The following is a 15,451-nucleotide window of genomic DNA, read 5'->3' as shown; positions in this document are numbered from 1 at the left end:
GTGTTCGTGTGCACGGCGCCGTGCGCCGCGTCGAATGGGGTCTGGCAAACAGGGGAGAGGCGCTTCCTGCCAATCGTCGACTGGCCGGGAAGCGCACTCAAATTCGGTCGGTCGCGTTCAGCGCGCCGTTACGCCGGTCGAAGAACGCGCGTGCCTGCAGCGCATCGTTGTCGATCGCAGCCGTGAGCAGGGCCAGGTCGGCGTATTTTTCTTCATCGCGCAGCTTGGCGAGAAACTCCACGCGCACGAGCTTGCCGTAACACTGGCCGGCATAGTCGAACACATGCACTTCAAGCAAGGTGCGGCCGGCGTCTTCGACGGTGGGGCGCACGCCCAGGCTGGCCACGGCCGGCAGCGGATGCTCGGCCAGGCCATGCACCTGTACGACGAAGATGCCGGACAGGGCAGGGCGATGCGTGACGCGCAGGTTCAGGGTCGGGAAGCCCAGCGTGCGGCCGAGCTTGGCACCATGGATCACGTGGCCCGACATCGCGTAGGGATGACCGAGCAGCCGGCTGGTGGCGCAAAAGTCGCCATCGGCCAGCGCCGCGCGCACGGCCGACGATGAGATGCGTTCGTCGCCATGCATCACGGTGCCGAGCGTGTGAACCTCGAACCCGTGTTCACGGCCGGCCTCGGTCAACATGGCAATGTTGCCGGCGCGGCGCGCGCCGAAGCAGAAGTCGTCGCCCACCATCAGCCATTTGACGTGCAGACCGTCGACCAGCACGCGCTGGACGAAATCCTGCGGCGACATGGCGGCAAACTGTTCGTTGAAATGTTCGACGATGACGCGGTCGATGCCGGCCTGGTCCAGGTCTTCGAGCTTGTCGCGCAGATTGGCCACGCGCGCCGGGGCTTTGGACGGGTCGCCCAGTTTGTGGGCAAAGTATTCGCGGGGATGGGGCTCGAACGTCATCACGGCCGCGTCAAGACCGAGCCGGTCGGCTGCGCCGCGCACCTGCGCCAGCAAGGCCTGGTGGCCGCGATGGACGCCGTCGAAATTGCCGATCGTGAGTGCGCAGGGTGCGCGCGCCCTGTCGTTGGGAAGTCCGCGAAATACCTTCATCAAGTCTGGTTCCGGTTGCGCGCCATGCTGTCGGTATGCGGCGCCAAAAGCCTGATTATACGGGAACTGCGCGGCAACTCCGACGTTGCATAGAAGGAATGGTTTGTATTCACCTTCGTGCACGGTGGCCTTCAGATGCAGACCAAATGAAAACGCCGCCCGAAGGCGGCGTTTTTGGTCGATTGCAAGGCCGTCGACCGCATATGCGGATGACGGCAACGTGCGCTTACGACAGTGGGTGGTTGACTGCCAGGATCCAGTAGCGGGCCAGTTCGGCAGTGCCGTCCTTGCCGCCAACGGTCTTGAACGCAGCGATGGCTTGCTGCTTCTTGCCAGCAACGGCGTAGGCTTCGCCCATGCGCAGCTTGGCTTCTTCGGCATTGCGCAGGCCGCCGGCCTTGATCGCTGCTTCCATCATCTTCAGGCCCTTGTCGGCCTGGCCAGCCTGCACCATCGCGTAACCCAGGCCAACCATCTGGTCTGCGTCCTTGGCGGCGGTGTACTCGGCTTCGAGCGCAGCAAAGTTCTTGTTTTGCTCGGCCAGGTTTTTCTCGGCCAGTTCCTTCAGGCGCTGGTGGCGTGCGGCATCGGTGCCGGTGCCCAGTGCGCCGGCCTTGTAGCCGCGGTCAATGATCTTGAGCGCTTCGGCCGGGGCTTTCGCCTGCAGCACCAGCTGGGCCATTTCCATGAACTCGCTTGGCTTCTTGAGCAGGTTATTGGCCAGCTTCAAGCGGTAGACGTCGATGTTCAGACGCTGCGAGTAGCCTGGCTGACGCTGCACACGGTTCAGCAGGTCGGTCCAGTACTGGGCTTTCGGATAGCTTGCTGCCAGCTTCTCGATGGTGCGGACATAGCCGGCCGTATCGTTTTTCTTGAGCTGGATATTGGCCAGCATGCCGAGCTGATCTTCGCTCAGGCGGCCGCTTTTTTCGATGGTGCGCAGTTCCTGCTCGAGCGCAGCGGTGTTGCCTTGCTTGTAGTAGTTCTGCAGCAGGTAAGCGCGCAGCTTCGGATCATCCTTCTGCTTGAGCAGGGACTGGATCGTGCTGTTGGCTTTGTTCAGATCGCCGGCGCGCATATAGATGCCGACCAGGCCTTCCGAGAATTGCGAACGCTCGCTGGCGTTCAGCTTGCCCGAATCGAGCAGTGCTTCAAACGATTTGGCGGCGGTATCGAAATCACCGGCCGACGAGGCCGCAGCGGCGCGCACGCGCTCGATCGTGTAGGTTTCGTTGGCGGTCTTGTTGCCCACTTTGTCCAGTCCACGCAGGGTCGCCAGTGCATCCTTGTGCTTACCCTGTTTCATTTGTGCCTGGGCTTGCTGCAGTGGTTTGCCGATCTCCGCGCGCAGTGCTTCTGCAGCGACAGCGGAGGACAGGCCGATCACCGGAGTGGCGGCAACGAAGCCGAGTGCGGCCATCGCGATACTGAGGTGAGCGAGACGGAACTTGATCATCTGAAAAATCCTTATTTCAAAATGGACACGGCAGGGGGTAGCCCTGCCGTGTTGGTCAAAACATGGAACGATTACTGGAATTGCTCGTTACCGACCATGCCGATTTTGGTGACGCCGATGCGCTGGGCAGATGCCATCACGCCGGCTACAACTTTATACTCTACCAGCTTATTTGGACGCAGGTGCACTTCAGGCTGGTCAGCCATTGCTGCGACTGCATTCATCTTTGCTTCGAGGGCTGCACGATCCGGAATCACTTCGCCATCCCAGAGGATGGTGCCGTCAAAGTCCACGTCGATGGTGACCACGACCGGCTTGACATCCGTCAGCGGTGGCGGGGTACCCGTCGGCATGTTCAGATTGACCGAGTGGTTCTGCTTCGGAATCGTGATGATCAGCATAATGATCAGAACGAGCAGGACGTCGATCAACGGCGTCATGTTCATTTCCATCATCGGTTCCGGATCAGCATCCTTAGCGGAGCTCGAACCTACGCTCATACTCATGGTGTTTCCTTTTCAAATGTTGGGAGAAGGGCGCGGCGCCTGGCTCGATGAGCCTGACGCCGCGTGCAGGGCTATCAGCCCGGTGGTTCGATCACGAAACCAACCTTCTGCACCCCAGCACGTTGTGCCGTGTAAATGACCCGACCGATCGCTTCGTAGCGGGCTTCCTGGTCACCACGAACTTTCACTGCCGGTTGCGGCACTTTCACCGACTGCTCCGCGAGGAACTTGAACAGCTCGTCCGTATTCGCGAGGTGCAGCTGGTTATAGTACATTTCGCCGTCTTTATTGACGGTGATATTAACGTCTTCCGGTTTGGTCAGTGTGACCTGGTTCTCTTCTGCAGGCAGTGCAACTTGTTGCAGTTTCAGAACCACCGGACTCGTGATCAGGAAGATGATCAGCAGAACCAACATGATGTCAACGAGTGGCGTCGTGTTGATCTCTGAATTCAGCTCATCTTCTCCGTTATCGGATCCGACACTCATCGACATAATTTATCCAATCTTCTTGGCGCTGATTGCTGCGTTCGAGGTCGACATTGCGCCCGAGATCAGGACCGAGTGCACGTCAGCCGAGAACGAGCGGATGTCTTCCAGCGCGGTCTTGTTACGACGAACCAGCCAGTTGTAACCCAGGACGGCAGGAACTGCAACGAACAGACCGAAGGCGGTCATGATCAGTGCTTCACCGACTGGACCTGCAACCTTGTCGATCGATGCGTTACCCGACATGCCGATGGCGGTCAGTGCGTTGTAAATACCCCAGACGGTACCGAACAGACCGATGAACGGCGAGGTCGAACCAACGGTTGCCAGGAACGACAGGCCATCTTGCAGACGCGACTGAACACGGTCAACAGCGCGCTGGATCTGCATGGTAACCCAGGTCGACAGGTCGATCTGCTCGAGCAGGGCGCCATCGTGGTGCTGGGTAGCCTTGGTGCCGGTTTCAGCGATGAAGCGGAATGGCGAACCTTCTTTCAGCGTAGCCGAACCAGCGACGATCGACGGTGCTTTCCAGAACTTGGCTTTCATGTCTTTAGCCTGGTTCATCACTTTTTGCTGATCGATCAGCTTGGTGATGATGATGTACCACGAACCGATCGACATCAGCGACAGGATGATCAGGGTGCCCTTGTTGACGAAGTCGCCGTGTTCCCACATGGCCTGCAGGCCGTACGGGTTGTAGACTTCTTCGGTTTTTTCGGTGCCTGGCGCAGCAGCTGGCGCGCCGGCATCGGCCGGAGCAGCAGCAGCGTCAGCAGCAGGCGCAGCAGCAGGATCAACGGCTGGTGCAGCTGCGTCGGTCGCCGCTGGAGCAGCTGCGTCGGTTGCCGGGGTTTGCGCGAAGGCTGGTGCCGACACCAGCGCCGATGCTGCGGTTACCGACAACAGGACAGCCGCCAGGAAAGCGGACAAACGGGTATTCTTAAACATGCTTCCTCCAAAATATTTAAATAGACAGTTCGCTGAACTTACGACAACGACAATCAAAGTTTGAGACGGTGTTTTGTCCCGGTTTTATTCCAGCGTCCAGACGTACTGCACCGCTGTCCACGCCTGTTCCGGCTTGCCATCGATCATGGCTGGCTTGAATCGGCATTTGCTCAGAGCCGATTGCGCGGCCCGGTCCAAGTCTCGGAAGCCACTTGACTTCGCCAGCTTGGCTTCCAACACGCGACCATCGACACCAATCAGGAATTGCAGGGTCGTGGTACCCGTTTCTTCATTGCGTTGCGACGAACGCGGATATTCCGGACGTGCGCAAGTATTAAAGTCTGCTACTGCTTCGCTGCGGCTGACTGCACGCGGTGCCGGTGGTGCTGGCGGCGCTGATGGAGCCGGTGGTGCAGGCGGTGCCAGCGACGTGGTCGGTGGCGGCGTCTGCGTCGCGGCGGCGATCACGTTCTGCGGCGGTGGCGGCTGCTGCACCTGCACTTCGACCGGCGGGATGAATGGAGGCGGTGGAGCCTTCATTTCCGGCGGTGGCGGCGGTGGCGGGGTTTCCGGTGGTGGCGGCGGAGCCACTTCTTCAATCAGCTTGGTCTCCACAGCTTCGGTCACCGTGCTGACGATCCGGGTCCCCAGGCCAGCAACGAGTGCCCAACCCACGAGGATGTGGAAGATGAGCACAACGATGAATCCTGTGAAATTTTTCCCGGGTTGCTTTTCGTTCGAAAAATTCATGCCATATTTCTCCAATGCCAACTCTTTTTTGTTGCTACCAAACCCACTAAATACGACGGAAACCTAGAGCCGCATCCGGGACATTCGAGGAATTATACCTACGAATTCTTTTTTGCACATACATTTTTACAGCAGCGAAAGGACCGCTAACTGCTTGTAAAAGCAGGCAAACCTGCTCATCTATACAAGAACGGATGGGCTGTACGGCGGGGTTTGGAGGTCCGGAAAATGTGTCGTCTTATCTATGGATTCTCCTCATTACGTGGAAGATCAATGCTCAGGCTGGTTTAGCCAAATTATTGTCGTTAATTGTGCAGTTTGGCAAATTTCCTATGAGTAAGCGACGGCTTTTGTACAAACTATCGCTGTTCACCGTGTCTTGCATCGGAGAACGAATCACCTGGAACAGCTACCTTCCTTCACAAGCTATAGATAAAAGTTATACGACTTCTCACCATTGAGATAACTCAACCGTGCGCCTAACGGAGGTTCAACTTGGCAGGAATAAAAGCTGCGAGGCTCTACACCTGCTTCGCCAAACTATATTACTTAGTTTTGCTAGGTACTTCACCACCATATTGCCATGACGTAGATGTGACAGCGCCAACATGTGATGACGGCAACATACCATGAAATTCCGATATTGGCGATACCAAGCGTACACGAGTACGTACGTGTTCCTACGCACGCGTGGTATTGACAGGTGACGAGGGCTGAAGAGCGGGGCGGGAAGGATCGGCGTGAACGCCGATCCTGTATAGGGACAGGCAATCAGCGCGTGCGTTTTTCGCGCCGGCAATCAATGAAGCTGACCACGTGGCCGTCGGGATCGGCCGTCTCGAGGCGCACGTCGAAGCCCCACAGGCGGGCCACGTGCTTGAGGACCTCTTGCGCCTGCTGATTGAGCGGGCGCCGGTTGTACTGCGTATGACGCAGCGTCAGCGCGCGATCGTCGCGTGTATTGACTTGCCAGACCTGGATGTTCGGTTCGCGGCTGCCCAGGTTGTATTGTTCGGCCAGCTTGTGACGCACGTAGCGGTAGCCGGCGTCATCGTGGATGGCCGAAATCGAGAGTTTGTCGCTGCGATCGTCGTCGAGCACGGCAAAGAAGTGAAATTCGCGGATCAGCTTTGGCGACAGGTACTGCGCAATGAAACTCTCGTCCTTGAAATTGCGCATCGCAAAGTCCAGCGTCTTGCGCCAGTCGCTGCCGGCGATGTCAGGGAACCAGGTACGGTCTTCGTCAGTGGGATGTTCGCAGATGCGGCGGATGTCGCTCATCATCGCGAAGCCGAGCGCATACGGGTTGATCCCGCTGTAATAAGGGCTGTTGGCCGGCGGCTGGTAGACGACATTGGTGTGGCTTTGCAGGAATTCGAGCATGAAGCCGTCGCCGACGATGCCTTCCTGGTACAGGTCCTGCAATATCGTGTAGTGCCAGAACGTGGCCCAGCCTTCATTCATCACCTGGGTCTGGCGCTGTGGATAAAAGTATTGCGAGATCTTGCGCGTGATGCGCACGAGCTCGCGCTGCCATGGCTCCAGCAGCGGGGCATATTTTTCAATGAAGTACAGCAGGTTTTCTTCAGGCTCAGGTGGAAAGCGCACGGGCGCGGCGTTGTGCACCTGCTCTTCGCGCAGTGGCAATGTGCGCCAGATGGCATTGACCTGCGACTGCGCGTAGTCTTCACGCTCCTTGGTGCGCGCCGCCTCTTGCGCCACTGACAGCTTGGCCGGGCGCTTGTAGCGGTCGACGCCATGGTTTTGCAGCGCGTGGCACGAATCGAGCAATTCTTCCACCGCATCGATGCCATGCCGCTGCTCGCATTCGGCGATGTAATTCTTGGCGAACACCATATAGTCGACGATGGCGTCAGCGTCAGTCCAGCTTCGGAACAGGTAGTTGCCCTTGAAAAAGGAGTTGTGGCCGTATGCCGCGTGCGCGATCACCAGCGCCTGCATCGTCAGGCTGTTCTCTTCCATCAGGTAGGCGATGCAGGGATTGGAATTGATGACGATTTCATAGGCCAGGCCCATCTGGCCACGGCGGTAGCTTTTCTCGGTGCTCAGGAAATGCTTGCCGAACGACCAGTGGTTGTATGACACCGGCATCCCGACCGAGGTGTAGGCATCCATCATTTGCTCGGCGGTGATGATCTCGAGCTGGTTCGGGTAGGTGTCGAGGCCGTAGCGTTTGGCCACACGCCTGATTTCTTCGTGCGCCTGCTCGATCAGGTCGAAAGTCCATTCCGACTGTTCGGGCAGGGCGCGCGGGTTGTCCGGATCTCTTGGCATGAGGCACCTCGCTGCTGTTGGCTGGTTGGGCTGTTCGCGCGGCTACTTGGCCTGCTTTTTAAACAGTTCCCGGAACACCGGATAGATATCGGCCGGGGTCACGATCTTTTGCATCGCGAAGTTGCGGTGCTGGCTGGCGACGTCGCAGTATTGTTCCCAAAGATTCTGTGGCGGGCCGTCCGTGATTTCGACATACGTGTAGTACTGAACGCGCGGCATGATCGCATTGGACAGGATCTGCTTGCACAGCACCGAATCGTTGTCCCAGTTGTCGCCATCGGAGGCTTGCGCCACGTAGGCATTCCAGTCGGCGCTGCCGTAGCGTTCGTTGATGACTTTTTGCAGCAGGTGCAGGGCCGACGACACGACGGTGCCGCCCGACTCGCGCGAATGAAAGAACTCGTTCTCGTCGACCTCGGCCGCCGCCGTGTGGTGGCGAATGAAGACCACATCGATTTTCTCGTACACGCGTTTCAGGAACAGATACAGCAGGATGAAGAAGCGCTTGGCGGTGTCCTTGCGCGTTTCGTCCATCGAGCCTGACACGTCCATGATGCAAAACATCACGGCCTGGGTACTTGGCTTGGGAATCTTGATCCGGTTGGCGTAGCGCAGGTCGAACGGGTCGATGAACGGAATCGCATTGAGCCGGATCCGCAAATGGTGAATGCGATCCCGCAGTTCGACGACGCCCTGGTCGTCGGCCGGTGCGCCTTCGTCGAACAACGCCTGCAATTGTTCCTGGGCTTCGGCCAACTGGCGCCGGGTCGGCCCGCCCACGGCGATGCGCCGGCCCAGGGCCCCGCGCAGCGAGCGCAGCACGTGGATATTCGAGGGCGTGCCCGAGACGTTGTAGCCAGCGCGCTGATTCTTGTACTCAATGGTCTGGGTCAACTGCGTCTTGACCATATTCGGCAGCTCGAGATCTTCGAAGAAATAATTCATGAATTCTTCGCGCGACAATTCAAAGATGAAATCGTCTTCGACGGTCTGGTCGCTGTTGCCGGGGCGGCCGCGGCCAGCGCCGGCGCCACCGCCGCGCGGGCGGCTGAACTGGTCGCCTTTTTGATATTCGGTATTGCCGGGGTTGACGGTTTCCCAGACGCCGCCATGGGCATGGCCGAAGTGGGGCTCGTTCACGTCCTTGACGGGGATGGTGACCTTTTCGCCGTTTTCGATGTCGGTGATCGAGCGGCCCTTGATAGCGCGGCCGACGGCATCCTTGATCTGCGCCTTGTAGCGGCGCAGAAAGCGTTCGCGGTTGACCGCAGACTTGTTCTTGCCCTGCAAGCGACGGTCGATGAGGTAAGTCAAAACAGGCCTCCTGCTCAATGTAAGCGCGGATCTGGCGTTTTGGACACGCCCGTTGGCGCTGTGGCGCTGCCTTTTAAACAGCAGCGCCCTTATCTTAATACGCTACGCGAACGGACGTGCGACGCACGTACAGCGCGGGACGCTGCCGGCGGGCGGCCTGCGGCCAGCCGGCAACGCTGTTACTTATATACTGCTGCTTATGCGCTGTTGCTTACGACGATTTGCGCACGCGCAGATACCACTCGCACAGCAACCGCACCTGCTTCGGCGTATAGCCTTTCTCGACCATGCGCGCCACGAAATCGGCGTGCTTGTTCGCATCCTCGGTATTCGCCTTTGCATTGAATGAAATCACCGGCAGGAGTTCCTCGGTATTCGAGAACATTTTTTTCTCGATCACGCTGCGGAACTTTTCATAACTGGTCCAGGCGGGATTTTTGCCGGCATTGGTGGCGCGCGCACGCAGGCTGAAGTTGACGATCTCGTTGCGGAAATCCTTCGGATTCGAAATCCCGGCCGGCTTCTCGATTTTTTCCAGCTCGGCGTTGAGCGACTCGCGATCGAAACTCTCGCCGGTATCGGGATCGCGAAATTCCTGGTCCTGGATCCAGAAGTCGGCGAACGTGACGTAACGGTCGAAGATGTTCTGTCCATACTCGGAATAGCTTTCCAGGTAGGCCGTTTGAATCTCCTTGCCGATGAAGTCGACGTAGCGCTGCGCCAGGTGTTCCTTGATATACGACAGGTAGCGCTGCTCGGTCTCGGGCGGGAATTGCTCGCGCTCGATCTGCTGCTCGAGCACATATAGCAGGTGCACCGGATTAGCCGCCACTTCGGTATTGTCGAAATTGAACACCTTCGACAAAATCTTGAAAGCAAAGCGGGTCGACAGGCCGTTCATGCCTTCGTCCACGCCTGCGTAATCGACATATTCGTGCAGCGACTTGGCTTTGGGGTCGGTGTCTTTCAGGTTGTCGCCGTCATACACGAGCATCTTGGAATAGATGCTGGAGTTGTCGGGATCCTTCAGGCGCGACAGCACGGCAAACTGCGACATCATGCGCAGCGTGCCCGGGGCGCAGGGCGCCTTGTCGAGCGACGAATTGCGCAGCAGCTTGTCGTAGATTTTCACTTCGTCCGACACCCGCAGGCAATACGGCACCTTGACGATATAGATGCGGTCAAGGAACGCCTCGTTATTGCGGTTGTTGCGGAAGGTCTTCCATTCGGACTCGTTCGAGTGGGCCAGCACGATGCCGTCGAACGGGATCGCGCCAAAGCCTTCGGTGCCCTTGTAATTGCCTTCCTGCGTCGCCGTGAGCAGCGGGTGCAGCACCTTGATCGGCGCCTTGAACATCTCGACGAATTCCATCAGGCCCTGATTGGCCAGGCACAGGCCACCCGAATAGCTGTAGGCGTCCGGATCGTCCTGCGAAAAATCCTCGAGCTTGCGGATATCGACCTTGCCGACAAGGGACGAGATATCCTGGTTGTTTTCGTCGCCCGGTTCGGTCTTGGAAATGGCGACCTGCTTGAGGATCGACGGATATCGCCGCACGACGCGGAACTTGTTGATGTCGCCGCCGAATTCGTGCAGGCGCTTGACGGCCCAGGGACTCGGCACCGCGCGCAGGTAGCGGCGGGGAATGCCGTAATCCTCTTCGAGGATCTTGCCATCTTCGTCTTCGCTGAACAAGCCCAGGGGCGACTCGTTGACGGGCGAACCCTTGATCGCATAAAAGGGCACCAGCTCCATCAGGCTCTTGAGCTTTTCGGCAATCGACGACTTGCCGCCACCCACCGGGCCCAGCAGATACAGGATCTGCTTGCGTTCTTCCAGGCCTTGCGCCGCGTGGCGGAAATACGAAACGACCTGTTCGATCACTTCTTCCATGCCATAAAACTCGCGGAACGCCGGATAGATCTTGATGACCTTGTTGGCGAAGATGCGCGACATGCGCGAATCGAGACGGGTATCGACCAGCGTGGGTTCGCCAATGGCGGCGAGCATGCGCTCCGGTGCGCTGGCATACGTCAGCGGGTCACGCTTGCACATCTGCAGGAACTCGGACATCGAGTATTCCTCTTCGCGAGTACGCTCATAGCGGGCCGTGTAATTTTCAAAGATGCTCATTGAATTTCCTTTAATGTGCCAACAACGAATCACTGTCACAGCAGCGCATGGCGCTGCCCGGGGGCCCGGTTATTTTTGGCGTACTCCTTGTTCGGTCGTCACGTGCGGCGCCAGTGTGGTCGGCGTCGTGGATGGTGCGCGTGCGATTGCTTGTTGTCGATCCGGAAATATCGAACTAACCGCAGTGTGGAGAGCGTCTTTTTGCGTTACTGAAATTTATTATGTGCCTAATAGTTTCCGAAGTCAAAGTCGTGTTGCACGACCTGATGAAGTGGTAACAAGTGCTTGATTCAACTACAAAAAGTTGGCTTTTTACCTTCGCCATACGTGCGTGCGGGCCGTGCTGCAAAGCGTAGCGAGTTTTCGTCAACGGTACAACAGGCGGTGCACGCGCATCGTGCGCGGCTCCATGATGAACTCACGCTTTTTCGCTATGGCATGAGCCGATTGCACGCATGCGTTACACTTGCCGGTCGCCTCAACGCGACCTTATTCACTGAACACCTGTTGGAGAACACCATGCTTGACGATCGCTTGCGCACCCTGCTGCAGAACATGCCCAAGGCTGAACTGCACATCCATATCGAGGGCTCGCTCGAGCCAGAACTGATTTTTGCTCTGGCACAAAGAAACAACGTCCAGCTGGCCTATGCCTCGGTCGAAGCGTTGCGCGACGCCTACGCTTTCAGCGATCTGCAATCGTTCCTCGACATTTATTATGCAGGCGCCAGCGTGCTGCTGACCGAGCAGGACTTTTATGACATGACCGCCGCCTACCTGGCGCGCGCCCATGCCGACAATGTCCGCCACACCGAAATCTTCTTCGACCCGCAGACGCACACCGCGCGCGGCGTGCCGTTCGAGACCGTCATCAACGGCATCTGGCGCGCCTGCCAGGATGCGCCGCTGAGCGCTGAACTGATCATGTGCTTCCTGCGTCACCTGTCGGAAGACGACGCGATCGCCACGCTGGACGAGTCGCTGCCGTACCGCGACAAGTTCATCGGCGTGGGCCTGGATTCGTCCGAGGTCGGCCATCCACCCGAGAAGTTCGCGCGCGTGTTCGAGCGTGCCCGCAATCTGGGCCTGCGCCTGGTCGCGCATGCCGGCGAAGAAGGCCCGCCGGCCTATATCGAAAGCGCACTCGACGTGCTCAAGGTCGAGCGCATCGACCACGGCGTGCGCAGCCTGGAAAGCCCGGCGCTGGTCGAGCGCCTGGTGCGCGAGCAGATGGCGCTGACCGTATGCCCGCTGTCGAACATCAAGCTGCGCGTGTTCGATGTCATGGGGTCGCACAATCTGCGCACCTTGCTCGACGCTGGCCTGGCCGTCACGGTCAACTCGGACGATCCGGCCTATTTCGGCGGCTACGTCAACGAGAACTACTTCGCTGCCTTCGACGCCTTGCCGCTGGATGTGAAGCACGCGCGGCAACTGGCGCGCAACAGCTTCCAGGCCGCCTTCATCGACCCGGAGCGCAAGCGCGCCTTCCTGGCCGAAGTCGACGACTTCTTCGCCAACGCCTGACCTTAACCACGGAGCGACGCCATGTTCGTCCAGGCACTTCGCATGACGGCGCGCGACTGGCGCGCCGGTGAACTGCGCTTCCTGCTGGTGGCGCTCATCGTCGCCGTGGCGGCGCTCACGTCGGTCGGCTTTTTCACTGACCGCATGCGCGCCGGCATGGACCGCGACGCGCACCAATTGCTGGGCGCCGACCTTCTGGTCAAGACCGATGACCCGGTGCCCCAGGCCTGGCGCGATGAAGCGGCGCGGCGCGGCCTGCTGCTGGCCGACACCGTCACTTTCCCGAGCATGGCGCAGGCAGGCGAGGGCGATGATTCGCTGGCGCAGCTCTCGTCGATCAAGGCGGTATCAACAGGCTATCCGCTGCGCGGCCAGATGAAGATCACGACCGACCCGGTCGCGGCCAGTGGCGCGCGCGGCGAACCGACGCGCGCCGTGCCGGCGCCCGGCACCGTGTGGGTCGATCCGGGCCTGCTCGCGCAGCTGTCCACGCAGGTGGGCGGCATGCTCACGCTGGGCAACAGCCAGTTGCGCATCACGCAGCTGATCGCCACCGAGCCCGATAAAGGCGCGTCGTTCGCGAACTTCGCGCCGCGCGTGATGCTGTCGATGGCCGATCTGAAGGCCACGGGCCTGGTGGACGATTTCGCGCGCGTGGACTTCAGGCTGCAGATTGCCTCGACCAACCGCAACGACCTGGCGGCCATCAAGGCCTACGAAACCTGGCTGCGCGCGCAGATCAGGGACGGCAACCTCAAGGGCGTGCGCATCGAGACGTTAGAAAATGGGCGTCCCGAAATGCGCGCGACGCTCGATCGGGCCGGTTTGTTTTTGTCGCTCGTGGGCCTGTTATCGGCGATGCTGGCGGCGGTGGCCGTGGCGATGGCGGCGCGCCGTTTCATGAGCCGCCACCTGGATGCCTGCGCCATGCTGCGCTGCCTGGGCCTGACCCAGAACCAGGTCACCGTGATGTACGTGACCGAATTCGCCCTCGTCGGCTTGCTGGGCAGCGTGCTCGGTGTGCTGGTGGGTTTTGGGGCGCACTTCGTGCTGCTCGAACTGATTGCATCGCTGATCCGCACCGAACTGCCGCCGGTCTCGATCCTGCCGGCGCTGCAGGGCGTGGCCACCGGCATGCTGCTGCTGGTGGGCTTTGCGCTGCCGCCGATTCTGCAATTGCGCAATGTGCCGCACAACCGCGTGATCCGGCGCGAAGCCGGCGCGCCGCAACCGGCCGCACTGGTGACCTATGGCCTGGGCGTGGGCGCCTTCGTCCTGCTGCTTTACTGGCAGGCGCGTGACCTGACGCTGGCGCTGATCACGGCCGGGGGCTTCCTCGGCGGCTTCGCGGTGTTTGCGCTCGTGGCCTGGCTGGGCCTCAAGCTGTTGCGCCGCATGCGCAACCTGTTCCCGCAGCAGGCCTGGCGCTTTGCCGTCACGTCGCTGCAGCGCCGGCCCGGCGCCACGGTCGTGCAGGTGGTCTCGCTGTCGCTGGGCCTGATGGCGCTGCTGCTGTTGACCGTCGTGCGGGGTGACCTGATGGCGGCCTGGCAGTCGGCCACGCCGGCCGATGCGCCGAATCGCTTCGTGATCAACATCCTGCCCGAGCAGACGAAGGGCGTCGAAGACCAGCTGCAGGCGGCCAACGTGAAGGAGCCGGTGCTGTTTCCGATGATCCGCGGGCGCCTCACGGCGATCAACGGCGCCGCCATCAAGAGCGACACCTTTGCCGATGGCGAGGCGCGCCGCCTGGCCAACCGCGAATTCAACCTGTCGACCACCAATGCGCTGCCGGAGGGGAACGAGGTCGTCGAAGGCGCGTGGTTCAAGGATGCGCCCGGCCTGGCCGAAGCGTCGGTCGAGAAAAGCATCATGGACCGCCTTGGCCTGAAACTGGGCGACAGCCTGCGCTTCGATATGGCGGGGCTGATGGTGGACGCGAAGATCACCAGCGTGCGCAAGCTCGAATGGGGCTCGATGCGCGCCAACTTCTTCGTCATCATCAATCCGGCGGCGATGGCCAACGCGCCGACCACCTACATGACGGCGTTCCACGTGCCGGCCGAAGGCGCGAACCTGGGCAATGCGCTCACGCGCGCGTACCCGAACCTGACTGTGGTCGACGTCTCGGGCATCATCCGCCAGTTGCAGGACGTGCTGGACCAGGTGGTGGTCGCGGTCGAATTCCTGTTCCTGTTCACGCTGGCCTCGGGCGTGCTGGTGCTGTATGCGGCGTTGATGGGATCGACCTCCGAGCGCACGCGTGAAGGTGGCCTGCTGCGGGCGCTGGGCGCGACGCGCCAGCAACTGGCGCGGGCGCAGCGGATCGAGTTCGTGCTGGTGGGCGGGCTGTCTGGTCTTCTCGCCGCGACGGGCGCTGCGGCGCTGGGCTGGGCGCTGGCGACGTACCAATTCAAATTCCCGTGGACGTTCGCGCCGGGCGTGTGGCTCGCTGGCCTGGTGGTGGGCATCCTGTGCGCGATCGTCGGCGGCTGGTTCGGCCTGCGCGGCGTGCTGCGTCAGCCGCCGCTGCAGACGTTGCGGGAGGCGTGAGCATGCAGGATACGCAAGCCGACACGCCAACGCTGTACGAGATCATGGGCGGCGCCGAGCGCCTGCGCGCGCTGGTCGATCGTTTTTATGACCTGATGCAGCTGGAGTCGGAGTTCGCCAATATTCACGTCATGCATCCGGTGCCCAACGACAGCTCGCGTGACAAGCTGTTCATGTTCCTGTCCGGGTGGATGGGCGGCCCCGACCTGTATATCGAACGCTACGGCCATCCGCGCCTGCGCGCGCGCCACCTGCCGTACGCGATCGGCACCAAGGAGCGCGACGCGTGGCTGCGCGCGATGGCGTGGGCGATGGAAGACCTGGGCTATGACGAGGCGCTGCGGGTGCGTCTGCTGACGTCGTTCTTCGAGACCGCCGACTGGATGCGCAACAAGGCCGATTGACACG

At 60.3% G+C, this 15,451-nt stretch carries 12 protein-coding genes; 3 read left to right on the top strand and 9 right to left on the bottom strand.

The window, feature by feature from the left end:
- Nucleotides 1–97 precede the first annotated feature (97 nt).
- The 9 genes from AC56LW_RS04325 to AC56LW_RS04285 form a co-directional block, all read right to left on the bottom strand.
- Nucleotides 98–1,069 carry a bifunctional riboflavin kinase/FAD synthetase gene (locus AC56LW_RS04325; RefSeq protein ID WP_332532456.1) on the bottom strand — a complete coding sequence of 324 codons (972 nt, stop codon included), beginning with the start codon at nt 1,067–1,069 and terminating at the stop codon, nt 98–100.
- A gap of 226 nt (nt 1,070–1,295) precedes the next feature.
- Complete coding sequence (locus AC56LW_RS04320; RefSeq protein WP_332532455.1) at nt 1,296–2,525, bottom strand: tetratricopeptide repeat protein; 1,230 nt, start codon at nt 2,523–2,525, stop codon at nt 1,296–1,298.
- A gap of 71 nt (nt 2,526–2,596) precedes the next feature.
- Entirely contained in the window at nt 2,597–3,031 is a 435-nt protein-coding gene (locus tag AC56LW_RS04315; protein WP_258835395.1) for an ExbD/TolR family protein, read from the bottom strand.
- A gap of 74 nt (nt 3,032–3,105) precedes the next feature.
- Nucleotides 3,106–3,525 carry an ExbD/TolR family protein gene (locus tag AC56LW_RS04310; protein ID WP_258835394.1) on the bottom strand — a complete coding sequence of 140 codons (420 nt, stop codon included), beginning with the start codon at nt 3,523–3,525 and terminating at the stop codon, nt 3,106–3,108.
- 3 nt (nt 3,526–3,528) lie between these two features.
- On the bottom strand, nt 3,529–4,470 hold the full coding sequence (locus AC56LW_RS04305) for a MotA/TolQ/ExbB proton channel family protein (protein ID WP_499631990.1): 942 nt from the start codon (nt 4,468–4,470) through the stop codon (nt 3,529–3,531).
- Between the two features lie 84 nt (nt 4,471–4,554).
- Nucleotides 4,555–5,220 (bottom strand): energy transducer TonB, encoded by a 666-nt coding sequence (locus AC56LW_RS04300; RefSeq protein WP_499503497.1) that lies wholly within the window; start codon nt 5,218–5,220, stop codon nt 4,555–4,557.
- 771 nt (nt 5,221–5,991) lie between these two features.
- A complete protein-coding gene (locus AC56LW_RS04295) occupies nt 5,992–7,515 on the bottom strand; it encodes a SpoVR family protein (protein ID WP_499631987.1) in 1,524 nt (507 codons plus the stop codon).
- Between the two features lie 42 nt (nt 7,516–7,557).
- Nucleotides 7,558–8,829 carry a YeaH/YhbH family protein gene (locus AC56LW_RS04290; RefSeq protein WP_332532453.1) on the bottom strand — a complete coding sequence of 424 codons (1,272 nt, stop codon included), beginning with the start codon at nt 8,827–8,829 and terminating at the stop codon, nt 7,558–7,560.
- 211 nt (nt 8,830–9,040) lie between these two features.
- On the bottom strand, nt 9,041–10,963 hold the full coding sequence (locus tag AC56LW_RS04285; RefSeq protein WP_183555793.1) for a PrkA family serine protein kinase: 1,923 nt from the start codon (nt 10,961–10,963) through the stop codon (nt 9,041–9,043).
- 519 nt (nt 10,964–11,482) lie between these two features.
- Between AC56LW_RS04285 and AC56LW_RS04280 the strand changes: the two genes are divergently transcribed.
- Genes AC56LW_RS04280 through AC56LW_RS04270 form a run of 3 tightly spaced genes read left to right on the top strand, consistent with a single transcriptional unit; the run spans nt 11,483 to nt 15,447 of the window.
- Nucleotides 11,483–12,490, top strand: a complete 1,008-nt coding sequence (locus tag AC56LW_RS04280) for an adenosine deaminase (protein ID WP_499631984.1) — start codon at nt 11,483–11,485, stop codon at nt 12,488–12,490.
- Nucleotides 12,491–12,511: 21 nt separating this feature from the next.
- Nucleotides 12,512–15,043 carry an ABC transporter permease gene (locus AC56LW_RS04275; protein ID WP_499631982.1) on the top strand — a complete coding sequence of 844 codons (2,532 nt, stop codon included), beginning with the start codon at nt 12,512–12,514 and terminating at the stop codon, nt 15,041–15,043.
- 2 nt (nt 15,044–15,045) lie between these two features.
- Nucleotides 15,046–15,447, top strand: a complete 402-nt coding sequence (locus AC56LW_RS04270; RefSeq protein WP_332532450.1) for a group II truncated hemoglobin — start codon at nt 15,046–15,048, stop codon at nt 15,445–15,447.
- Nucleotides 15,448–15,451 lie beyond the last annotated feature (4 nt).

The organism is Telluria sp. LT2P80 (assembly GCF_059685955.1).
The sequence above is the reverse complement of the archived record's forward strand: the minus strand, read 5'-3'. Positions and strand labels throughout refer to the sequence as shown.

Coding starts and splice junctions, on each gene's coding strand:
- AC56LW_RS04305 (WP_499631990.1), bottom strand. CDS start 4,470: ATGTTTAAGAATACCCGTTTGTCCGCTTTCCTGGCGGCTGTCCTGTTG.
- AC56LW_RS04295 (WP_499631987.1), bottom strand. CDS start 7,515: ATGCCAAGAGATCCGGACAACCCGCGCGCCCTGCCCGAACAGTCGGAA.
- AC56LW_RS04270 (WP_332532450.1), top strand. CDS start 15,046: ATGCAGGATACGCAAGCCGACACGCCAACGCTGTACGAGATCATGGGC.
- AC56LW_RS04275 (WP_499631982.1), top strand. CDS start 12,512: ATGTTCGTCCAGGCACTTCGCATGACGGCGCGCGACTGGCGCGCCGGT.
- AC56LW_RS04325 (WP_332532456.1), bottom strand. CDS start 1,069: ATGAAGGTATTTCGCGGACTTCCCAACGACAGGGCGCGCGCACCCTGC.
- AC56LW_RS04280 (WP_499631984.1), top strand. CDS start 11,483: ATGCTTGACGATCGCTTGCGCACCCTGCTGCAGAACATGCCCAAGGCT.
- AC56LW_RS04310 (WP_258835394.1), bottom strand. CDS start 3,525: ATGTCGATGAGTGTCGGATCCGATAACGGAGAAGATGAGCTGAATTCA.
- AC56LW_RS04320 (WP_332532455.1), bottom strand. CDS start 2,525: ATGATCAAGTTCCGTCTCGCTCACCTCAGTATCGCGATGGCCGCACTC.
- AC56LW_RS04285 (WP_183555793.1), bottom strand. CDS start 10,963: ATGAGCATCTTTGAAAATTACACGGCCCGCTATGAGCGTACTCGCGAA.
- AC56LW_RS04300 (WP_499503497.1), bottom strand. CDS start 5,220: ATGAATTTTTCGAACGAAAAGCAACCCGGGAAAAATTTCACAGGATTC.
- AC56LW_RS04315 (WP_258835395.1), bottom strand. CDS start 3,031: ATGAGTATGAGCGTAGGTTCGAGCTCCGCTAAGGATGCTGATCCGGAA.